The sequence below is a fragment of the Streptomyces sp. NPDC030862 genome, assembly GCF_055571835.1.
Genome location: NZ_JBVIEN010000011.1, coordinates 115,781 through 135,536, shown reverse-complemented (window position 1 = coordinate 135,536; position 19,756 = coordinate 115,781). Strand labels below are relative to the sequence as shown.

At 70.3% G+C, this 19,756-nt stretch carries 20 protein-coding genes and 1 pseudogene; 6 read left to right on the top strand and 15 right to left on the bottom strand.

The window, feature by feature from the left end; all coding sequences use genetic code 11:
* Positions 1-16: 16 nt before the first annotated feature.
* The 4 genes from ACZ42X_RS27775 to panB all read right to left on the bottom strand — a co-directional run bounded on the left by ACZ42X_RS27775 (position 17) and on the right by panB (position 3,301).
* A complete protein-coding gene (locus ACZ42X_RS27775; RefSeq protein WP_468295464.1) occupies positions 17-811 on the bottom strand; it encodes an ABC transporter permease in 795 nt (264 codons plus the stop codon).
* Positions 808-1,857: an ATP-binding cassette domain-containing protein gene (locus ACZ42X_RS27770; RefSeq protein WP_468295462.1), complete on the bottom strand. Its 1,050-nt coding sequence runs from the start codon at positions 1,855-1,857 to the stop codon at positions 808-810. The genes ACZ42X_RS27775 and ACZ42X_RS27770 overlap by 4 nt, the downstream gene beginning before the upstream one ends.
* 75 nt (positions 1,858-1,932) lie before the next feature.
* Complete coding sequence (locus tag ACZ42X_RS27765) at positions 1,933-2,295, bottom strand: cupin domain-containing protein (RefSeq protein WP_361414258.1); 363 nt, start codon at positions 2,293-2,295, stop codon at positions 1,933-1,935.
* Between the two features lie 136 nt (positions 2,296-2,431).
* Positions 2,432-3,301, bottom strand: coding sequence for a 3-methyl-2-oxobutanoate hydroxymethyltransferase (gene panB, locus ACZ42X_RS27760; RefSeq protein ID WP_468295459.1), 870 nt, complete (start codon positions 3,299-3,301; stop codon positions 2,432-2,434).
* A 218-nt stretch (positions 3,302-3,519) separates the two neighbouring features.
* Between panB and ACZ42X_RS27755 the strand changes: the two genes are divergently transcribed.
* Positions 3,520-5,160, top strand: coding sequence for an MFS transporter (locus ACZ42X_RS27755; RefSeq protein ID WP_468295456.1), 1,641 nt, complete (start codon positions 3,520-3,522; stop codon positions 5,158-5,160).
* Positions 5,161-5,382: 222 nt separating this feature from the next.
* Entirely contained in the window at positions 5,383-6,408 is a 1,026-nt protein-coding gene (locus ACZ42X_RS27750) for an endonuclease/exonuclease/phosphatase family protein (RefSeq protein WP_468295453.1), read from the top strand.
* A 40-nt stretch (positions 6,409-6,448) separates the two neighbouring features.
* On the opposite strand, the gene ACZ42X_RS27745 is transcribed toward ACZ42X_RS27750, so the two are convergent.
* The 6 genes from ACZ42X_RS27745 to ACZ42X_RS27720 form a co-directional block, all read right to left on the bottom strand.
* The gene (locus tag ACZ42X_RS27745; RefSeq protein WP_468295450.1) at positions 6,449-8,206 is read right to left on the bottom strand and encodes an NAD+ synthase; all 1,758 of its coding nucleotides are present in this window, start codon (positions 8,204-8,206) and stop codon (positions 6,449-6,451) included.
* Positions 8,207-8,353: 147 nt separating this feature from the next.
* Positions 8,354-8,770 (bottom strand): CBS domain-containing protein, encoded by a 417-nt coding sequence (locus ACZ42X_RS27740; RefSeq protein WP_468295447.1) that lies wholly within the window; start codon positions 8,768-8,770, stop codon positions 8,354-8,356.
* A gap of 138 nt (positions 8,771-8,908) precedes the next feature.
* The gene (locus ACZ42X_RS27735; RefSeq protein WP_468295934.1) at positions 8,909-9,592 is read right to left on the bottom strand and encodes a DUF305 domain-containing protein; all 684 of its coding nucleotides are present in this window, start codon (positions 9,590-9,592) and stop codon (positions 8,909-8,911) included.
* A gap of 2 nt (positions 9,593-9,594) precedes the next feature.
* Complete coding sequence (locus ACZ42X_RS27730) at positions 9,595-10,248, bottom strand: DUF3105 domain-containing protein (RefSeq protein WP_468295444.1); 654 nt, start codon at positions 10,246-10,248, stop codon at positions 9,595-9,597.
* A 63-nt stretch (positions 10,249-10,311) separates the two neighbouring features.
* Positions 10,312-10,677, bottom strand: a complete 366-nt coding sequence (locus ACZ42X_RS27725) for a hypothetical protein (RefSeq protein ID WP_468295441.1) — start codon at positions 10,675-10,677, stop codon at positions 10,312-10,314.
* A 26-nt stretch (positions 10,678-10,703) separates the two neighbouring features.
* Complete coding sequence (locus ACZ42X_RS27720) at positions 10,704-11,822, bottom strand: PP2C family protein-serine/threonine phosphatase (RefSeq protein WP_468295439.1); 1,119 nt, start codon at positions 11,820-11,822, stop codon at positions 10,704-10,706.
* A gap of 121 nt (positions 11,823-11,943) precedes the next feature.
* Between ACZ42X_RS27720 and ACZ42X_RS27715 the strand changes: the two genes are divergently transcribed.
* Complete coding sequence (locus ACZ42X_RS27715) at positions 11,944-13,305, top strand: glutamine synthetase family protein (RefSeq protein ID WP_361414276.1); 1,362 nt, start codon at positions 11,944-11,946, stop codon at positions 13,303-13,305.
* A 196-nt stretch (positions 13,306-13,501) separates the two neighbouring features.
* A pseudogene (locus ACZ42X_RS27710) lies at positions 13,502-13,675 on the top strand (NUDIX hydrolase); the annotation flags it as partial.
* A gap of 712 nt (positions 13,676-14,387) precedes the next feature.
* On the opposite strand, the gene ACZ42X_RS27705 reads toward ACZ42X_RS27710, so the two are convergent.
* Positions 14,388-14,693: a cupin domain-containing protein gene (locus tag ACZ42X_RS27705; protein ID WP_468295435.1), complete on the bottom strand. Its 306-nt coding sequence runs from the start codon at positions 14,691-14,693 to the stop codon at positions 14,388-14,390.
* A 274-nt stretch (positions 14,694-14,967) separates the two neighbouring features.
* Positions 14,968-15,216: an RNA recognition motif domain-containing protein gene (locus ACZ42X_RS27700; RefSeq protein WP_468295434.1), complete on the bottom strand. Its 249-nt coding sequence runs from the start codon at positions 15,214-15,216 to the stop codon at positions 14,968-14,970.
* A gap of 575 nt (positions 15,217-15,791) precedes the next feature.
* On the opposite strand from ACZ42X_RS27700, the gene ACZ42X_RS27695 reads away from it, so the two are divergent.
* Positions 15,792-16,205, top strand: a complete 414-nt coding sequence (locus tag ACZ42X_RS27695; RefSeq protein ID WP_468295431.1) for a hypothetical protein — start codon at positions 15,792-15,794, stop codon at positions 16,203-16,205.
* A 120-nt stretch (positions 16,206-16,325) separates the two neighbouring features.
* On the opposite strand, the gene ACZ42X_RS27690 is transcribed toward ACZ42X_RS27695, so the two are convergent.
* Both ACZ42X_RS27690 and ACZ42X_RS27685 read right to left on the bottom strand, forming a co-directional pair.
* On the bottom strand, positions 16,326-17,423 hold the full coding sequence (locus ACZ42X_RS27690; RefSeq protein ID WP_468295428.1) for a helix-turn-helix domain-containing protein: 1,098 nt from the start codon (positions 17,421-17,423) through the stop codon (positions 16,326-16,328).
* Positions 17,424-18,629: 1,206 nt separating this feature from the next.
* Entirely contained in the window at positions 18,630-18,779 is a 150-nt protein-coding gene (locus ACZ42X_RS27685) for a hypothetical protein (RefSeq protein ID WP_468295425.1), read from the bottom strand.
* Here ACZ42X_RS27685 and ACZ42X_RS27680 point away from each other — a divergent pair.
* Positions 18,778-19,302 (top strand): DinB family protein, encoded by a 525-nt coding sequence (locus ACZ42X_RS27680; protein ID WP_468295422.1) that lies wholly within the window; start codon positions 18,778-18,780, stop codon positions 19,300-19,302. The two genes, ACZ42X_RS27685 and ACZ42X_RS27680, sit on opposite strands and share 2 nt — an antisense overlap.
* A 7-nt stretch (positions 19,303-19,309) precedes the next feature.
* On the opposite strand, the gene ACZ42X_RS27675 is transcribed toward ACZ42X_RS27680, so the two are convergent.
* Positions 19,310-19,741: a VOC family protein gene (locus ACZ42X_RS27675; protein WP_468295420.1), complete on the bottom strand. Its 432-nt coding sequence runs from the start codon at positions 19,739-19,741 to the stop codon at positions 19,310-19,312.
* Between the last annotated feature and the right edge of the window lie 15 nt (positions 19,742-19,756).

Here is a 19,756-nt window from a genome sequence, read left to right as displayed (position 1 = left end):
CCTCACCGCCCCACCCTCACGTCCGCTTGCGGAACTTGGCGACCGCGAGCGGCGCCGTCACCAGGGTGATGGCCGCCGCCCAGGCCAGCGTCGTCCACACCGACTCGGCGACCGGGCCGCCGTTGATCAGGTTGCGCGCGGCGTCGGCCAGGTTCGACAGCGGGTTGTACTCGGTGAACGCCCGCAGCCAGCCCGGCATCGAGGACGGCGGCGCGAAGATCGACGAACCGAACTGGAGGGGGAACAGCACCAGCATCGCCATCCCTTGGACGGCCTGCGCCGTCTTCATCGTGAGGCCGAGCAGGAGGAAGATCCACATCAGGGACGCGCCGAAGACCACGGACAGGCCGACGGCCGCGAGCAGGGCACCCACCGAGGTGTGGATCTCCAGACCCAGCAGGAAGCCCATCACGAGCAGGATGGCCGAGGCGATCACCATCCGGCCGATCTCCACCACGATCTTGGCGATGAGGACGGACGACCGGGCGATGGGCAGCGTTCGGAACCGGTCCATGACGCCCGTGCGGAAGTCGTCGTTGATGCCGGTGCCGACGGCCATGGCGATGTTGAGGCCCATCATCCCCATCAGCCCGGGCACGACGTAGTTCACGTACGCGTCCCGGTCGCCGCCCAGGACGAGCCCGACCGAGCCGCCGAAGACGAACACGAACAGCACCGTGAGCACGATCGGCGTCAGGACGACGTCGAACATCGACTGCGGATCCTGCTTGAGGTGCAGGGCGTTGCGCCGGACCAGCGCGCCGATGTGCCGCAGGTTGGCCCGCGCGGCCCGGGTCCCGACCGCGCTCACGCGGTCACCTCCTCGACGGTGGACGTACCGGTGGACGTACCGGTGGACGAGCCGTTGGACGAGCCGGCCGTCGTACCCGCGGCCGGTGACGACTTCTCGCCCGTGATGGCCAGGAACACCTCGTCCAGGCTGGGCAGATGGGTGCCGATGTGCGTGATGCCGAAGCCGCGCGTGGCCAGCAGCCCGACGACCGCGGTCAGTTGCTCGTCGCTGAGGATCGGCACGTACAGCAGGCCGTCCTCCGGTACGACCGTGGAGCCGGCGATCCCGTCGAGGCCGCTGTCGGCCAGTGCCCGCGCCATCGCGGGCAGGTCCGCCGGGTCCACCGGCCGGACCTGGAGGGTGCGGCCGCCGACCTTGGCCTTGAGCTCGTCGACCCGGCCGGTGGCGATGACCCGGCCCCGGTCGACGACGGTGAGCTCGTGCGCCAGCCGCTCCGCTTCCTCCATGTACTGGGTGGTGAGCAGGACCGTCGCACCGTCGGTGACCAGGCGCGTGATCTCGTCCCAGACCTCGTTGCGGGACCGGGGGTCCAGGCCCGTCGTCGGCTCGTCCAGGTACAGCACCGCCGGGCGGCCGATCATGGAGGCGGCCAGGTCGAGGCGGCGCCGCATGCCGCCGGAGTACGTCAGCACGGCGCGCCTCGCGGCCTCCGCGAGCGAGAAGCGCTCCAGCAGCTCGTCGGCGCGGCGCCGGGCGTCCCTGCGGGACAGGTCGAGCAGCCGCCCGATCATGTACAGGTTCTCCCAGCCGGACAGCTTCTCGTCGACGGAGGCGTACTGGCCGGTGAGGCCGATGACGCGGCGCAGCGCGCGGGGCTCGTGCACCACGTCGTACCCGGCGACGGTCGCGCTGCCGGCGTCGGGCACGACGAGCGTGGACAGGCAGCGGACGAGCGTGGTCTTGCCCGCGCCGTTGGGACCGAGGACGCCGAGGACGGTGCCCTCGCGGACGTCGAGGTCCACGCCGTCCAGCGCCCTGGTCTCGCCGTAGTGCTTCACGAGGCCGCGTACCTCGACGGCGTTGGTGTCGGATGGTCGTGTCATGCGACCCATGTCACCAGCCGTCACCGACACGGCACCGATACGCCACCGACACGGCGCGGACGCGGCTCTCCGGTGTCAGCGCTTGGCGTAGTCGGCGAACCCCTGCCAGTCGATCATGACGCACGGCTCATCGCCGACGACCCACGCGTCGTGGCCCGGCTCGATGGCCGCGAAGTCTCCGGGGCCCACTTCGTCCTCGGTGCCGTCGTCCATGACGATGTGCAGCCGGCCGCTGACGGTGTAGCAGGCGTGGGCGGCCATGCAGCTGTCCGTGCCGGCGATGGGCTTGACGTGCTCGGACCAGCGCCAGCCCGGTTCGAAGACCGCCCGGCCGACCGGGCCGCGGTCCGTGGTGAGTAGATCGAGCTTGCCCTTGTCGCCCTCGAAGGGACGTGTTTCGTCGGGGGATCCGAAGCTCTTGTGGGTGATTCCGGCCATGGTTCTCGCCTCCTCCCTTTCGAGGCTAGGCCCGTACGGACCGGTACGCCCGACATGCCGACAGCCCGCCGATGGGGGAAGTCGGCGGGCTGTCGTCCGTACCGGGAGTGGCTTGGTGGCCTGATGGCCTGGTGACCTAGTGGAAGGTGTGCTCCTCGGCCGGGAACGCCCCGCCGGCCACGTCCTCGGCGAACGCCTTCGCTGCGTCGCCGAGGGTCTGCCGCAGGTCGGCGTACTGCTTGGTGAAGCGCGGCACCTTGCCGCCGGTCAGCCCGGCCATGTCGGTCCACACCAGGACCTGCGCGTCGGTGTCCGGGCCGGCGCCGATGCCGATGGTCGGGATGTGCAGCGACCGCGTCACCTCGGCGGCCAGCTCCGCCGGGACCAGCTCCAGGACCACGGCGAAGGCGCCCGCGTCCTGCGCGGCCTTCGCGTCGTTCAGCAGCCGGTGGGCGGCCTCGTCGCCGCGGCCCTGCACCCGGTAGCCCATGGTGTTGACGGACTGCGGGGTCAGGCCGAGGTGCGACATGACGGGGATGCCGGCCTGGACCAGCATCTCGGTCTGCGGCAGCGAGCGCTCGCCGCCCTCCAGCTTGATCGCGCCGACGCCCGCCTCCTTGACCAGCCGCGTCGCGGAGCGCAGCGCCTGGACGGGGCCCTCCTGGTACGAACCGAAGGGCAGGTCGCCGACGACCAGGGCACGCTTGGTGCCCCGTACGACGGCGGCGGAGAGCAGGGCCATCTCGTCCATCGTGACGGGCACGGTGGTGTCGTAGCCGAGGTGGCAGTTGCCCATGGAGTCGCCGACGAGGATGACCGGGATGCCGGCCTCGTCGAAGACGGACGCGGTCATCGCGTCGTACGCGGTCAGCATGGGCCACTTCTCGCCGCGCTCCTTGGCGGCGGCGATGTCGTGGACGGTGATGCGGCGGGTGCCCTTGCCCCCGTACAGCGCCTTCGCGCCGTCGGCGGGCCGCTGCTGCTTCTGGGCAGCCTGAAGCGTCATGGAAAACGGCTCCTTCGTCATCTCGAGGCGCCCTGACGGCGTCCCCGGACCAGGTCCATGGTGGCACTTCGTGCCGCGTGGGGGGAAGTGGGGCACCGGCCACTCCGTCCGGCACCGGCCACTCCGTCCGGCGCCGCCTGGCTCCGACTGGCTCCGACTGGCGTAAGGGGCCACGGCAGGGACGCGTGTGGTGACAAAAGGACTATTACGGTCGGAACATGCCCGTACCGGAACCCGCAGCACCCTCAGACGCCCACGCCCCAGCCCCCGCCGTACCGGAAGCGGTCCACCGCCGCCGCTGGCTCATCCTCGGCGTCCTGATGTTCAGCCTGCTCATCGTCGTGCTGGACAACTCCATCCTCAACGTCGCCGTCAGGACCATCGCCGCCCCCGCGCCCGTAGGCCTCGGCGCCGCCCAGAGCGAGCTGGAGTGGGCGATCAACGCGTACACGCTCGTCTTCGCCGGCCTGCTCTTCACCGCCGGGCTCCTCGGCGACCGGCTCGGCCGCAAGAAGGTCCTGCTCGTCGGCCTGGTCGTCTTCGGTACGGGCTCGGCGCTCGCCGCGCTGTCCGACGCGCCGGGCGAGCTGATCGCCCACCGGGCGCTCATGGGGGTGGGCGGCGCACTGGTGATGCCCGCCACCCTCGCCATCCTGATGAACGTCTTCGAGCGCGACGAGCAGCCGAAGGCCATCGGCATCTGGGCCGGCAGCGTCGGTCTCGGCATCGCCATCGGCCCGGTCACCGGCGGGCTGCTCCTGGAGCACTTCTGGTGGGGCTCGATCTTCCTGGTCAACGTCCCCGTCGTGCTCATCGCCCTGGTCGCCATGGTCCTGCTGGTACCGGACTCCAAGGACCCGCGTCCCGGCCGGCTCGACCCGCTGGGCGTGGCCCTCTCCATCGTCGGCCTCGTCCTGCTGGTGTACGGGATCATCCGGGGCGGTGAGCTCGCCGACTTCACCGCTCCCTCCTCCCTGCTGCCGCTGCTCGGCGGGCTCGCGGTGCTGGCCGGTTTCGTCCTGCACGAGAAGCGCACCGACCACCCGGCCATCGACATGGCGCACTTCCGCAAACCCGCCTTCTCCGGCGCCGTCGCCGCCATCTCGCTGGTGTTCTTCGCGCTCATGGGCGTGACCTTCGTCGCCGCCTTCTACCTCCAGAGCCTGCGCGGCTACAGCGCCCTCCAGGCCGGGCTGCTCCTGCTGCCGCTGGCCGTGGCGCAGCTGCTCTTCGCGCCCCGGGCGCGGCTGGCGGTGGCGCGCTTCGGGGCCCGGGCCGTGTGCACGGCGGGCATGCTCGTGATCGCCGGGTGCCTCGCCTCCTTCGCCTTCTACGACGCCACCACGCCCGTCTGGGTCCTGGAGCTGGTGCTCTTCGCGCAGGGCGCCGGGATGGCGCACGTCATGCCGCCGGTGACGGTCACCGTGATGCAGTCGCTGCCGAGGGCCCGGGCCGGTTCCGGTTCGGCGATCAGCAACACCTTCAGGCAGGTCGGCGGGGCGCTCGGGGTCGCGGTCCTCGGCTCGGTGCTGTCGACCGCGTACCGCGACGGCGTCGAGGGGCACCTGGACGCGGTGCCGGAGGGCGCGGCCCGCGAGGCGGCGGGGGAGTCCATCGAGTACACCCTCGCCGCCGCCGACCGCCTCGGCGCGGCCGGGCGGGAGCTGGCCCCGGCCGCGTACGACGCCTTCCTCTCCGCCATGCACCTCACGGCCGTGGTGTCCATGGGCGCGGCGCTGGTGGGCGCGGCGGTGGTGTCCACCGTGCTGCCGGCGCGAAAGCCGCCGCACGGCCCCGGCGGCGGGCCCGCGCCGCAGGCCCCGCACGGGGACGCGCGGGAGGAACCGGTACGCGGCTGAGCGTGGGGCTCCCCACGGCACGGCGTCGCCACCGCGTCGTTACCGACCGCACAACGGTCGCAAATATGCGCGTTCTGTCACAGCTGCCGCCTCGACCGCAACCTCCGGAACCCGGCCGCGCCGCAATCTCGTCCTCGGGACAGTACGGCCGTCACCCGATCCCCTAGGGTCGGGGTTCCGGGGGACGGTGAGCACGACAAGCAAGGCAGTGAGGACGACGGAATGGCGCAGGTGGACGTGACGCAGACGGGGAGCGGCGGCGGCGCGGAGCGCGAGCGCACCGGATCCCGGGTCCGGTCGGTGGCCGACCGCTTGCGCCGCGATCCGGGGATCTGGCGCCGGGGCGTCCTCCTCGCCCTCTGCGCGGTGCTCCTCGCACTGCTGATGATCTTCCACGCCGAGATCCCGAACCGCGTCGGCAACATCGGCAGCCTCACCGAGACGTTCCTGCCCTGGTTCGGCGTCTTCCTGCCGGTCCTCCTCGTCGCCGCGCTGCTGCGCCGCTCGGCGACCGCGCTGATCGCCCTGGTGCTGCCCGTCGCCGTCTGGCTCAACTTCTTCGGCGGCCTCGCCACCGACAAGTCCGGCCCCGGTGGCGACCTCATGGTCGTCTCACACAACGTCAACGCCGACAACCCCGACCCCGAGGGCACCGCCCGCAGCGTCGCCGCCTCCGGCGCGGACGTCGTGGCCCTGGAGGAACTCAAGCCGGCCATGGTCCCGGTGTACGAGAAGGCGCTCGCCGACCGCTACCCGTACCACTCCGTCCAGGGCACGGTCGGCCTGTGGAGCACGTACCCGCTGGGCGACGTCGCCCCGGTCGACATCCGGCTGGGCTGGACGCGCGCCATGCGCGCCACCGTCTCCGCGCCCATGGGCGACTTCGCGGTGTACGTCGCCCACCTGCCGTCGGTCCGGGTCAAGCTCAACGCCGGCTTCACCGCCAACCAGCGCGACAACAGCGCCGACGCGCTGGGCGAGGCCATCGCCCGCGAGCGGCTCGACAAGGTGATCCTGCTCGGCGACCTCAACGGCACCATGAACGACCGCTCGCTCAACGCCGTCACCTCGCAGCTGCGCTCCACACAGGGCGCGGCGGGCGACGGCATGGGCTTCAGCTGGCCGGCCGCCTTCCCGATGGCGCGGATCGACCAGATCCTGGTGCGGGGCGTCGAGCCGGTCGCCTCCTGGACGCTCCCGGCGACCGACAGCGACCACCTGCCGATCGCGGCGCGCGTGAAGCTCTGAGTCCCGCGCGCCCCTCGCCCGTTCGCCCCTCGCCCGTTCGCTACGCCGTCGTCTCGCGCCAGCGGTTGGTGATCGGCAGGCGCCGGTCCTTGCCGAAGCCCTTGGCCGAGATCTTGGTGCCCGGCGGGTACTGGCGCCGCTTGTACTCGGCGACGTCCACCAGCCGCAGCGTCCTCGTCACCAGCTCCTCGTCGAAACCGGCCGCGACGATGGCGTCCTTGCCCCGGTCGCGGTCGACGTACAGCTCCAGGATCCGGTCCAGCACGTCGTAGTCGGGCAGGGAGTCCGTGTCGACCTGGCCGGGGCGCAGCTCGGCGCTCGGCGGCTTGGTGAGGGAGTTCTCCGGGATCGGCGGCGTCTGCCCGCGTTCCTCCGCCGCCCGGTTGCGCCACCGCGCCAGCCGGAAGACCGCGGTCTTGTACACGTCCTTGATCGGCCCGTACGCGCCGACCGAGTCGCCGTACAGCGTCGAGTAACCGACCGCCAGCTCGGACTTGTTGCCGGGCGCCAGGACGATGTGGCCCTCCTGGTTGGAGAGCGCCATCAGCAGCGTGCCGCGCAGCCGCGACTGGAGGTTCTCCTCCGCGAGGCCCGTGAGCCCCAGGGACCCCATGTACGCGTCGAACATCGGCTCGATCGGCACGGTGCGGAAGTTCAGCCCGGTGCGGCGGGCCAGCTCGGCCGCGTCGTCCTTGGAGTGCTCGGAGCTGTACTTGGACGGCATCGACACGCCGTACACGTTCGCCGCGCCCAGCGCGTCGCAGGCGATCGCCGCGACGAGCGCGGAGTCGATGCCGCCGGACAGGCCGACCAGCACGGAGCGGAAACCGTTCTTCGCCGCGTACGCCCGCAGGCCCACGACCAGCGCGGTGTACACCTCCTCGTCGTCGTCGAGGCGCTCCGCGTACCCGCCCGTCAGCTCCGGCTCGTACGCCGGCAGCGGCTCCTCCGACAGCACCACCCGGTCGATGCGCAGCCCGTCGTCGACCACGCCCTCCGGCGCGTCCGCGGAGGCGGCCGGCAGGTCCAGGTCCAGGATCACGCTGCCCTCGGCGAACTGCGGCGCCCGCGCGACGACCTCGCCGTCCCGGTCCACGACGATCGAGTCGCCGTCGAAGACCAGCTCGTCCTGGCCGCCGATCATCGCCAGGTACGCCAGCGTGCAGCCGGCCTCCTGGGCGCGCTTGCGCACGAGGTCCAGCCGGACGTCGTCCTTGTTCTGCTCGTACGGCGAGGCGTTGATCGAGATCAGCAGCCCCGCGTGCGCGCTGCGGGCGGCCGGGACGCGCCCGCCGTCCTGCCACAGGTCCTCGCAGATCGCCAGCGCGACGTCCACGCCGTGGACGCGCACGACCGGCATGGTGTCGCCCGGCACGAAGTACCGGAACTCGTCGAAGACGCCGTAGTTGGGCAGGTGGTGCTTGGCGAACGACAGCACGACCTCACCGCCGTACAGCACGGCCCCGGCGTTCTGCGGCGCCCCGGCCGGCTGGCCGTACCGGGGCTGCGCCTTTTCCGCCCGGTCCAGGTACCCGACGACGACCGGCAGGTCCCCGAAGCCCTCGTCGGCCAGCCGCCGGGCGAGCGCCCGCAGCGCGGCGCGGGAGGCCTCCACGAAGGACGACCGCAGGGCGAGGTCCTCGACGGGGTAGCCGGTCAGCACCATCTCCGGGAACGCGACGAGGTGCGCCCCCTGCTCGGCGGCGTGCCGGGTCCAGTGGACGACGGCCTCGGCGTTGGCCGTGAGATCGCCGACCGTCGAGTCGATCTGATTGAGGGCGAGGCGTAGTTGAGGCACGCGACCAGTCTAATCGTCAAAGCGACGCAATGTCCTGTGCGGGCCCGCCCACGCGCCCGCCCCGTACGCGGCGGGAAGGGCACGGCGGGAAGGGCACGGCGGGAAGGGCACGGCCGCCGGCCGTGCCCTTCCTGTGCGAGGTGAGCGCTACGGCGCGTAGACCCGCTCCGCGAACTCGGCCACCTGGCGGTCCGACAGGTGCCGGGCCAGGTCGGCCTCGCTGATCATGCCGACCAGGCGCTTGTTCTCGATGACCGGAAGCCGGCGGATCTGGTGGTCCTTCATCATCTTGAGGACCTCGCTCACGTCCGCGTTGGCGTCGATCCAGCGCGGCGTGCCCTTCGCCATGTCGCCCGCCGTCACCCGTGCCGGGTCGCGGCCCTCGGCCACACAGCCGACGACGATGTCGCGGTCGGTGAGGATGCCGCAGAGGCGCTCGTTCTCGTCCGCGATGGGCAGCGCGCCCACGTTCTCGTCGCGCATCAGCTGCGCGGCGCGGTCGAGGGTCTCGTGCTGGGGAAGCCATCGTGCGCCGGGGTGCATGATGTCCTTGGCGGTGGTCATGGGGTGCGTACCTCCGTAATGCAGGGTCATAAGGCCGTACGTCCCCGAGCGCTTCCCATTCTCGTCCCGCCCGCGTGCCCCCGCGACCGCTGTGGGCCGTCACGGGGGCACGGGGCACGGGGGCGCCGCCGACGGGGGTCAGCCGCGCGGCTTCGCCCCGCGCTTCGCCAGCATGTCGGTCATCAGCCGGACCTCCGACTCCTGCGCGTCGACCATGCCCTGGGCCAGCCGCCGCTCGACCTCCACCTCGCACTTCTCGACGCACCCCTGCGCCATGTGCACGCCGCCCTTGTGGTGGTCGATCATCAGCTGGAGGTACAGGACCTCCGCCTCCTTGCCGCTCGCCGCCCGCAGCCGGTCGAGCTCCGCCTTGGTCGCCATGCCGGGCATGAGCCCCTGGGCACCGGCATCGGGGGAGGAGCCGTGGGCCGAACCGTGCGACGAGCCGTGCGACGGGCCATGGGGCGGCGTGGTGCCCATCCAGGCCATCGGCTCCTGGTCCATGGCCACCTTCGGCAGCCCCCACAGGTCGAGCCAGCCCATCATCATCCCGCGCTGGTTGGCCTGGGTGTTGGCGATGTCGTACGCCAGGCGGCGTACCTCCTCGTCCGCCGTGCGGTCCCGCACGATGAACGACATCTCCACCGCCTGCTGGTGGTGGTCCGACATGTCCCGCGCGAACCCGGCGTCCGCCGAGTCCGCCGCCGGGGTCCGGGCCTCCTCCTCGCCGCCCTTGCCGCCCGCCGTGGCGACCGTCGCCACCCCGGCGAAGAGCAGCGCGAGCACGATCGCCACGGCGGCGGCCAGGTGCGTACGGGTCAGCTTCACTGCGCGCCCACTCCGCCCGTGCACGCGGCACCGGGCTCGGGGGTCTGCGGGCCCTTGACGTACTTCGTGAGGAACTGGTCCACGCGCGGGTCATCGGCCCTGTCCACGGTGACCTGCTTGCCCCAGGCGCTCAGCATGATCGTCCCGGCCTGGTCCTTGACCGGGCTCATCAGCGTGTAGGGGGTCTTGCCGACCTTCTCCTCCAGCTTCTTCACGTCGGCGGCGGGCGCCTTGTCGTTGTACGTCACCCACACCGCGCCGTGCTCCAGCGAGTGGACGGCGTTCTCGTTGCGGACCGGCTTCTTGTAGACGTCGCCGTCGCAGTTCTGCCACACCGGGTGGTGGTCGCCGCCGACCGGCGGCTTCATCGGGTACGAGACCGGTGTGGTGGGGTGGTTGCGGCCGAGCTTCTTCGCGTCCCAGGACTTCTCGTCCTTGATGGGCGCCTTGGCCGCGGCCTCCTCCTGCCGCTTCTGCTCCTTCTCCTCGTTGAGCACGTACACGCCGAAGCCGACGAGGCCCGCGACCACCACCGTGCTCAGGGTGATGGTGAGGATGCGGTTGCGGCGCTCGCGCGCCTTCTCGGCACGGCGCATCTCCTCTATTCGGGCGCGGCGGTCGGCGCTGGAGGTGTTGCGGTTGGCAGCCATGATGTCGATGTCCTTCGTGAAGTGCGTGATCGGATGTGTGACGCGTAAGCGAGCGGACCCGGTCTAGGTCCGCAGCACCTGAAGGACATGGAGGTCCGGGGCGCGCGCCCGCACCGCGACCCGGTCCGGGCGGTCGGCGGCGTACGCCTCGGGGAGGCCCGCGAGCCCGTCGGTCTGCCGCGGCGGATCGAGCGGCGGGGCGGTGAGGACGGCGGGGCCGAGGTGGGGGAAGAGGGCGCAGTCGCCGTGGTCGTACGGGCAGGTGTACTCGGTGGCGACTGCGGCGAGCGTGATCCGGCGGGGCTCGTCGTGCCGGACCCCGGGGCGGTCGCCCCCGCCCAGACAGACGAAGAGCGCGGCGAGCAGCGTCACCACGGCGCTCGCCAGCACCATGGGACGCGCGACGCGTATGAGCCCCAGGCCCCCCATGGGCGCTGATGTTAACGGCCGTACGCCTACGGGGCCACGGCCGCCGCCCCGCTCGCGTCCGGCGCGCTCAGCGCCAGCAGCGCCACGTCGTCGGCGATGACGCCCGCGTACGCGGACAGGTCCCGCCACACCTCGCGCACCAGCTCCACCGGCGGGCCCGCGTGGCGCGGGACGCGGGAGGCCAGCGGGTAGAAGGCCCCCGTCGCGTCCCGTGCCTCCGTCACGCCGTCGGTGTGCGCGAGCAGGACGTCCGTCGGGCGCAGCGCCACGGTCGCCACCGGCGGCGGCCGGTACTCCGCGAGCCCCAGGCCCAGCGGGGCCCCCGGCTCGACGGCCACCTCGCGCGCCCCCTCGCCGTTCACCAGCAGCGGCGCCGGGTGCCCGCAGCTGAGCACCCGTACCGCCCCCGCTGCCCCGTCCGCCCCGTCCGCCCCCGGGGGCGCGAACTCCAGCAGTACGGCGGTGGCGAAGACCTCCGCCTCGGCGCCCCCGCGCCCGGCCGAGTCGACCACCAGCCGCCGGTCCAGCCGGGCCGCCACCCCGCCGAGCTCCGGTTCGTCGAGCACCGCCTCCCGGAAGGTGCCGAGCAGCGCCGCCACCGTCGCGACGGCCGCGAGCCCGTGGCCCTGGACGTCGGCGACGACGGCCCGCACGCCGTACGGCCCGTCCTGGACGTCGTACAGGTCGCCGCCGACGAGCGTGCCGCGCTCGGCGGCCCGGTACAGCGCCCCGCACCGCACCGGCCCGACGCGCTCCGGCAGCGGGGGCAGCACCGCCAGCTGCGCGGCCTCCGCGACCGTCCGCACGGACACCAGCTGGGCGTCCCGGCGCGCCCGCAGCCACGCCAGGAGCACGCTGACCGCGCCGATCAGCGAGAACGCCAGCAGGTCGCCGTGGGTGACGTCATCGGCCCGGATGGCCGGCATGAGCAGCAGCCCGAAGAGCGTGCCGGAGACCAGGGCCGTGCCGAGCATCCCGTACACGAGGGACGTCAGCGGCGGCACGACGGCGAAGGCGAAGCCGAGCTGGACGGTGGCGGGGGTGGTCAGCTGGACGATCACCAGGACGAGCAGCGCCAGCCACGGCAGCAGCCGCAGCCAGTCCGGCACGCGGGTGCCGGGCAGCTCCTGTGCGCCACGGTCCATAAGGCCCAGTCTGCGAGGCCACCGTTACGTACGCCACAGCCCGGCAGGCAGTATGGGTTCGCAACGTGCACGAAACCGAGTGGTGGCATGCTGGCCTGATCAGCGAGGATGGGTGTTGGAAATGGACAAGCAGCAGGAATTTGTGCTCCGCACGCTCGAGGAGCGCGACATCCGGTTCGTGCGCCTGTGGTTCACGGACGTGCTGGGCTTCCTGAAGTCGGTCGCCGTCGCCCCCGCCGAGCTCGAACAGGCCTTCGATGAGGGGATCGGCTTCGACGGCTCGGCCATCGAGGGCTTCGCCCGGGTGTACGAGTCCGACATGATCGCCAAGCCGGACCCGGGCACGTTCCAGATCATCCCCTGGCGCGCCGAGGCGCCCGGCACCGCCCGGATGTTCTGCGACATCCTCATGCCCGACGGTTCACCCTCCTTCGCCGACCCCCGCTACGTCCTCAAGCGCATCCTCGCCAAGACGTCCGACCTCGGGTTCACCTTCTACACCCACCCCGAGATCGAGTTCTTCCTGCTGAAGGACAAGCCGCTGGACGGCAGCAAGCCGGTCCCCGCCGACAACTCCGGCTACTTCGACCACACCCCGCAGAACGTCGGCATGGACTTCCGCCGCCAGGCGATCACCATGCTCGAATCGATGGGCATCTCCGTCGAGTTCAGCCACCACGAGGGCGCCCCGGGCCAGCAGGAGATCGACCTGCGGTACGCGGACGCGCTGTCGACCGCCGACAACATCATGACGTTCCGCCTGGTCATGAAGCAGGTCGCGCTGGAGCAGGGCGTCCAGGCCACCTTCATGCCGAAGCCGTTCTCCGAATACCCCGGCTCCGGCATGCACACCCACCTCTCCCTCTTCGAGGGCGACCGCAACGCCTTCTACGAGTCCGGCGCCGAGTACCAGCTCTCCAAGGTGGGACGTTCCTTCATCGCGGGCCTGCTGCGCCACGCGGCGGAAATCTCGGCCGTCACCAACCAGTGGGTCAACTCCTACAAGCGCATCTGGGGCGGCTCCGCCCGCACCGCCGGCTCCGGCGGCGAGGCCCCCTCCTACATCTGCTGGGGCCACAACAACCGCTCCGCCCTGATCCGCGTCCCCATGTACAAGCCCGGCAAGACCGGCTCCTCCCGCGTCGAGGTCCGCTCCGTCGACTCCGGCGCCAACCCCTACCTGGCGTACGCGGTCCTCCTCGCGGCCGGCCTCAAGGGCATCGAGGAGAACTACGAACTCGGCCCCGGCGCCGACGACGACGTCTGGGCCCTCTCCGACGCCGAACGCCGCGCGATGGGCATCGAGCCGCTCCCGCAGAACCTCGGCGAGGCGATCTCCCTGATGGAGCGCAGCGAACTGGTCGCCGAGACCCTCGGCGAGCACGTCTTCGACTTCTTCCTCCGCAACAAGAAGCAGGAGTGGGAGGAGTACCGGTCGGAGGTCACGGCCTTCGAGCTGCGCAAGAACCTGCCGGTGCTGTAGGCGCAGGTCAAACGTCGGTAGCGAGCGGTAACGACAACCCGGGTCAGCGGCACTCAGCCGCTGACCCGAAGCCGTCTCAACGGCTCTTGCCGCTGCCCGGACTCACGATCAGCCGCTGCACGGGCCCTCTTCCACAGGGTGCGCTTCTTGCCAGGTGTGCTGTTCGGCGTGGTCGGCGAAAAGGCAGCAGCCCTCCTCCGGGGGCTCGGAACGCACATCGGCAGAGGCGTTGGCAGTCGACTGGCTCACGCCCGCGGAAGTCGCCGAGCGGATGTCCGAGGTGTACGCCGTCCGGCTGCTGGACGCCCTCGACGGGGAAGGCCCGCACGTCCGGAGCCACGACGGACGCCACCTGCTCCAAGCGCGGTAGAACTTTCCCTACTTCATCAAGGCACCCGCCGCGCACAGCGCGGCGCGCGCGGCCCGTCGCCCGGGCCTGCGCTCCTGTTTCCGCCCTGAGCCAGCCCGGCCACCGGCCGCACGCCTCTGGCTCTAGGTTGATGAGGGAAACCCGCTGTGGCTGGGGTGGTCGGCTCCCCGGCTTTGGCCACCTCCCCGGTCCGGGTCCCGGGGTGAACACGGTGGGCCCGGCTCCATCCCGGAGCCGGGACCGATGACCTGCTAATTCTCTGACCTGTAAGCGGTGGGTGTGGGATTTGCACCCACGGTGACATCGCCGCCACGACGGTTTTCAAGAGGGTGCCGCCTGACGGGGTCACTGGGCAGATGACCCTCCCCGTTTATCGCTCCCCGGGCCCGTCGTGGCCCTCGGTGGTCCACACCTGGTCCACTGGCTCTTGGGACCGCCTAGGATGCGCGGGCCTGGGCCGCAGCCAACGACGTCGAACGGGTCTTCCTGCCGACCTACGGCCCGTGGCTGAACTGGATCGAGTCCGAGTTCGCCGCCCTGCGCTACTTCGCCCTCAACGGCACCGACCACCGCAGCCACCACGAGCAGAACACCGCCATCGCCGCCTACGTGCGCTGGCACAACGCCCAGTCCGGGCCGAAGGCCAACTTCGCCCCGGACTCGCCCATCCGCACCTGGACCGAGTACCCGGCCAAGGCCGCCTGAAGAGCCGTTACTCCTCCGGCAGTTCCACGATCACCAACGTGCCCCGGCTTCCGGGACGGACCGCATGTGCAGCTCCCGCCGCCACCATGAACAGCTCGCCCGCCCGCACCGACACCGGCATGCCGTCCACCTCCAGCTCCAGCCGGCCGTCGAGGACCAGCAGAGCCTCGGCGGCCCCATGGCTCTCTTCTCCGACCGGCAGCTCGTCCATGCGCAGGACCTTTACGCAGGCCGCCCCCACCATGCCCAGCCTGCGAGAGCTCCATGCCTCCGGCAGACCGGCCGCCGTCTCCGCTAGGTCGACCGCACTCATGGCACACCCCTCCTCACGGCCCCGGTCGGTCATACCGAATGGGTCCGCACATAAAGATCAATGGATGCCTTGAAAGCTACCTGACCAGGGAAAACAAGTGGTCGACCGTTTGGTAAAGCCTGTCTCCGGGTCCAGACCGAAGCCAACCCCCGGGCCACGCCAGAGGCTCATCCACTACCCGGCCAACGATCCGAGACGAGCCACTAGGACCTGTCCGATGGGTCGTGTGACCGGGAATCGTGCCACATCCGTCTGGGGCAGTTGAGGTCGAGCCTCACCTCGCGTTGGCCACTTTGACCGTGATCTGCTGGCCGTCCAACTGTGTGCCGTTCAAACTTTCGATCGCTGCTTCAGCTTCCCGTGCCAGACTCATGGTGACAAACGCGAAACCCCGGGACTGGCCAGTGTCGCGGTCACGCATGACGACGCTGTCCAGAACACGGCCGAAATCTCCGAAAAAAATCCGCAGGGAGTCATCCGTCGTCTCCTGCGCCAGATTTCCTACGTACAGTTTCGCGCTCATGGTCATTCTCCCTCATCGATGAACGCCCCGGAGGGGCTCAACGACCGCACGTCTTGATAAGGCTGACGCGTCAGCTGGTGCCAATCACCGCATGACTGCCCGGAGATGCGCATGGAGATGCCCTATTCACTCGTAAGCGTGATTCGCCCCCTTTGGCGAATGGGTGAGAAGCCGTTGAGCGACTCATCAGGACGGACGGGAATCCGCTCAGGACCCACTGCGGGGCTCACGAAACAAGCCGCCAGGCGCGGCGTCGCACGACCCATCGGACAGGGCCTAGAGGCCAAGCGCGGCGAGCTGCTGGAGCTGGTCGGCGGTGAGCTTCGCGCACCTCGGCTTGATCATGTGGTCGGCGATAGCACCGCTCCGGGCCCATGGCATCGCACTGAAGTGCATGTAAGCATCCGCTGGTGGTGAAGGTGGAAGATCCACGTTCGGGTGATGTTTCTGAGCCCTACCAGTATGGGATCGCAGGCCGGGGAAGCACTGGAACGCTCCTGGCACGGAATCGCGGGCTGACTGCCGCACCAAGGAGTTAACGACCTACTGCTGAACTCTGCGAAAGGACCCTCAGGATGAAGCGTCTGCGAATGACAGGACAAGGCAAGATGCTGCAGCGCCGCGTGCCGCGAGCCGCGGTGGCGGGTTTCGCCGCCGGACTCGGTCTGGCGGCCGGAGCCGTGTTCCTGTCACCGATCTCAATGACCCCGGCGGTTGCCGCCGCTTCGACGGACCCCATCATTGTTGTGGGCCAAGAGGTCGCTGGAGGGAAAGACAGCTCCGAATCGGTGGCCCGATGCCCGAAGGGAACCCGAGTCGCTGGTGGCGGAGTCGAGTTCGTGAAGATCAAAACCCAGAACGGTGGCATCAGCGCCGACGACGCCCTGCGCACCGACGCACCGCTCACCGACGGCACCGGATGGCGCATCAAGAGTGTCTCAACCAGCGGGAGCGCCAAAGCGTACGCGCTGTGTACTCACGTTCAGTAACCCGCCGGGCCCACCCTCCTGCGAGCTGTGGTGCCACTGTCGCACTGAGCGCCGATGGCCCCATGGATACCCGTCCCTGCTCGGAAAACCCGAGATGAGCTGATCACGATGGGGGGCTGTTCAGGATCGTTCGATCTCGGCCATCAGGAGCCGCAGCGTGAGGGAGTGCTTCTCCGGCGGCAGCGCCTCCAGCGCCGCGCGAGCATAGGCGATGCCGCCGCTCGGATCACCTGCTCGGGCGAGCATCAGTCCCCGGTGCATCTCAAGGTGGGTCGCGAACCTCGGCAGTGATGCGGGCAGCTCTCGGGCGGCCTGCTCCTGGGCCTCGATGGCCCCCTTCTCGTCTCCCAGCCTGGCCAGCAGGAGGGACAGGAACACGTTCATGCGCCACCACGGCACGGCGTAGTCAGAGGTCTGCTCGTACGACCCCGCCTTGTCGAATACTCGCCGCCCCTGCTCGGCCATTGACAGTGCCGTGGCGCGGTCACCCCGGATCGCTGCCGCGTGGGCTTTGCCCATGATGGCGTTGACGAGTCCGAGAGAAGGCTTGTCACCGATGGCCATCGCCTGATCCGCCAGCACATCGGCCACCCCGAGGGACGCTCCCTCGTACCCCAGCGCGATCGCCGCTCGGCCCCGGACCCAGACACGGGCCTGATCGTCGCCGGACTGGTCGGCCGACTGAGCGGCCATCCGGTACCAGTGCACGGCTTTGGCACCGTCTGAGCCCGGAAACGTCTTGGCGTACAAGGTCATCAGCCGGGACGCGACCGACCACAGGTGTGGGTTGTCGAGTTGCTGCTGGACGGTGACGAGTTCGCCGGCCACCCTTCGCTGAATGTCGGCGGCCCCCATGGACATGTACTCAGTGCCGTAGGTGGCCAACTTCTCCTCCCACGCCTCCGTGGAAGGACCACCTTGGAGGCGGGCCGAGAAGCCGAGGGACAGCAGATCTGAGGCGACCACGGGGGCTATTGCTGCTCCTGCCACGTCGGTCAGGAAGGTCCTGCGCTTCACATCGACGGCTAGGGGAACGTCGAGCACGGCGGATAGTGCCCGGAGGTAGAACGGACCGGGCTCGATCTTGCAACGCTGCCAGTTGCTCACGTACTCCCGTGACAGAGACGTGCCGAAGGCTTGGTTCACCTCCGTTGCCAACCGTCCCTGTGACCAGCCGCGGGCCTTACGCAGGTCTTTGATCAGCTCGCCGATCCTCATGTGGTGCATCCTCCCCCTGAAGGTGCCACTCCGACGTGCCGGTGCCCAAGCCCTGAAGCAACTTCACACTACGCATCACACTAGTCCCGCCCTGTAGTCGGCCCGATGGTTGAGGCACGGCAACGACGCCGACAGCCGAGGGGTTCGGTGCCGACGTCATGACGCTGCACAGGTTGCGGCAGTCAGCCCTGAAGGACATGCGAGCCCACGGCCCCGGTGGCCGGGTCCTGCACCTGGAGGGCTGGCCCCGTCCCTGGGTCATGCCGACCGGAACGCGCCAGGTGTACCGGCCCCGCTCGTGAGGCCTGTCCGGCTCGCGATGTTCCTGACCGCACTTGCGGCGGGCGCGTTCTTCGCGGCCCTGTGGCTGCGGGCCAACCCCTGAAGACTCCCGAGACCTGGCGGAGTCCGTCCCCCGGCAGCGGACGGACGCGACGGAACCAGGACCCGCCCCGTCGGGTCTCGGGGCACCACCGCCACCCCCGGACGGACAAAGTGCGGGCCACCCTCGGTCCCGCACGGAGTGGCGTGGGCACGCTCCAGCCCCATCACAAGCGTCCGGTGCACCCCCTCCCCGCCTCTCAGGTTTCTTCGGCAACCCGGGGGGCGGGCCCCAGCGCCACTCCCGGACAGATGAGCCACCCGCGCACGGCGTCGGCACCCCGACGTGCGCACTGGTCCTGTCCGGGAGTGGCCCCAAGTTCCCGTCCGGTGCCGCTCCATTGGTGGAAGCCCGGCTGCCGGACGGGTCGCTAGGTCAGTTCATAACCGCATCACCGAAGGGAGCGCGACATGGGATGGGGAACTGGTAAGGGTGGCGGCGGAGGCGACGGAAAGCACTCCGGCGGCAAGGACCCGGGCACGTCCAAGCCGTCGTCGGACAGCTCCGCGCCGAAGCCCCCGCCGAAGCACGGGAAGAAGTAGGTTCGATGACACCGGAGCTGAGACGAGAGGGCGCGTTGTGGCCAGCAACCGGCAGCCCCCGTCCACGTCGCTCACGCCTCACGGCATCGTGAACGACCTTCGTTGACCGATCTCTCCAGAGCTCCGGATCAGAAGGTTGCAGGCGGCTTCTCCGTGGCTGGAAGCGGACGTTAGAGTCGCGGGCATGGGGGCTCAAGTGCGGGTGAAGCCGTGTAAGTGGTGCAAGCGGCCGGTCGTGTACCGGTCGTGGTGGCGTTCGCGTCGGTACTGCAACCGGTGGCATCAGACGCGGAAGTGGATCTCGCGCGTCATCGAGGTGACCGGGGAAGCGGCGGGCGCCTGACGCCGGTCGCTCACGCGCGGCCCAACGCCCGTGCCGTAGGCGAAAAGCAGGTGCGCGCGCCGACCGGTGTGGCTAGCGTGCGCGCTCATGACCTCTTCTCCTGTACGTCCCGTACGGCCCCCCTTCGACGCCGACGAGCGGACCCAGCTCGTCGGGTGGCTCGACACGCAGCGCGCCATCGTCCGGTGGAAGTGCGAGGGTCTCGCCGAGGCGGACGCGCACCGGGCCGTGTTGCCGCATTCGCCGCTCATGACCGTGGCCGGTGTCGTGTCGCACCTGCGGTGGGTGGAGCACGCCTGGTTCAAGGTGCTGTTCCTGGGCGAACCGGCAGCCAGCAACCCGTCGTTCGACGAGAGCGAAGAGGACCTCGACATGAAGGTCGAGGGGGTGCCGCTCGCACAACTGCTGGAGGAGTACGAGCGGCAGTGCGAGGTCTCCAACGAGATCGTCGCGGCCCACGCCCTGGAGGAGACGGGACGTCACCCCGATTTCCGGTCCGCGCGGGCGAGCCTGCGGTGGATGCTCATCCACATGGTGGAGGAGACCGCACGGCACGCCGGGCACCTGGACGCGATGCGGGAGCTGCTGGATGGACAGAAGGGTTATTACTGATCCGCCGTCAGCGTTCCGACAGCTCCGACGGGGCCTCCTGGACCGTCCAGCCGTTGCCGTCCGGGTCCTGGAAGAACATGAAGGAGTTCCAGGTCTCGCCCTTGCCCTCGGCCCAGCCCTGCGGGCCCACGTGCTGCACCGGGCTCACCTCGACGCCGCGTGAGACCAGCTCCGCGCGGGCCGCGTCGATGTCCGTGACGCACAGTTGGAGGCCCTGGAGGGACCCCGGGGCCATGGCCTTCTCGCCGGGGGCCGGCGGCATGCCGCTCTGCAGCGTGATCGAGCAGCGGGAGCCGGGGGGCGTCAGCTGGATGATGCGGATGCCCGGGGCCACTTCCGTGTCCAGGTCCACTTTGAAGCCGCACTTCGTGCCGTAGAAGTCCTTGGCCCGGTCCAGGTCGGTGACCGGGACGAGGACGACTTCGAGGGTCCAGTTCATGCACCGGGACCGTAC

Bases quoted from the DNA above. Each gene is read 5' to 3' on its own strand.
- ACZ42X_RS27770 (WP_468295462.1), bottom strand. From the start codon at position 1,857: ATGACACGACCATCCGACACCAACGCCGTCGAGGTACGCGGCCTCGTG.
- ACZ42X_RS27765 (WP_361414258.1), bottom strand. From the start codon at position 2,295: ATGGCCGGAATCACCCACAAGAGCTTCGGATCCCCCGACGAAACACGT.
- panB (WP_468295459.1), bottom strand. From the start codon at position 3,301: ATGACGCTTCAGGCTGCCCAGAAGCAGCAGCGGCCCGCCGACGGCGCG.
- ACZ42X_RS27755 (WP_468295456.1), top strand. From the start codon at position 3,520: ATGCCCGTACCGGAACCCGCAGCACCCTCAGACGCCCACGCCCCAGCC.
- ACZ42X_RS27750 (WP_468295453.1), top strand. From the start codon at position 5,383: ATGGCGCAGGTGGACGTGACGCAGACGGGGAGCGGCGGCGGCGCGGAG.
- ACZ42X_RS27740 (WP_468295447.1), bottom strand. From the start codon at position 8,770: ATGACCACCGCCAAGGACATCATGCACCCCGGCGCACGATGGCTTCCC.
- ACZ42X_RS27730 (WP_468295444.1), bottom strand. From the start codon at position 10,248: ATGGCTGCCAACCGCAACACCTCCAGCGCCGACCGCCGCGCCCGAATA.
- ACZ42X_RS27725 (WP_468295441.1), bottom strand. From the start codon at position 10,677: ATGGGGGGCCTGGGGCTCATACGCGTCGCGCGTCCCATGGTGCTGGCG.
- ACZ42X_RS27720 (WP_468295439.1), bottom strand. From the start codon at position 11,822: ATGGACCGTGGCGCACAGGAGCTGCCCGGCACCCGCGTGCCGGACTGG.
- ACZ42X_RS27715 (WP_361414276.1), top strand. From the start codon at position 11,944: ATGGACAAGCAGCAGGAATTTGTGCTCCGCACGCTCGAGGAGCGCGAC.
- ACZ42X_RS27705 (WP_468295435.1), bottom strand. From the start codon at position 14,693: ATGAGTGCGGTCGACCTAGCGGAGACGGCGGCCGGTCTGCCGGAGGCA.
- ACZ42X_RS27700 (WP_468295434.1), bottom strand. From the start codon at position 15,216: ATGAGCGCGAAACTGTACGTAGGAAATCTGGCGCAGGAGACGACGGAT.
- ACZ42X_RS27695 (WP_468295431.1), top strand. From the start codon at position 15,792: ATGAAGCGTCTGCGAATGACAGGACAAGGCAAGATGCTGCAGCGCCGC.
- ACZ42X_RS27690 (WP_468295428.1), bottom strand. From the start codon at position 17,423: ATGAGGATCGGCGAGCTGATCAAAGACCTGCGTAAGGCCCGCGGCTGG.
- ACZ42X_RS27680 (WP_468295422.1), top strand. From the start codon at position 18,778: ATGACCTCTTCTCCTGTACGTCCCGTACGGCCCCCCTTCGACGCCGAC.
- ACZ42X_RS27685 (WP_468295425.1), bottom strand. From the start codon at position 18,779: ATGAGCGCGCACGCTAGCCACACCGGTCGGCGCGCGCACCTGCTTTTC.
- ACZ42X_RS27675 (WP_468295420.1), bottom strand. From the start codon at position 19,741: ATGAACTGGACCCTCGAAGTCGTCCTCGTCCCGGTCACCGACCTGGAC.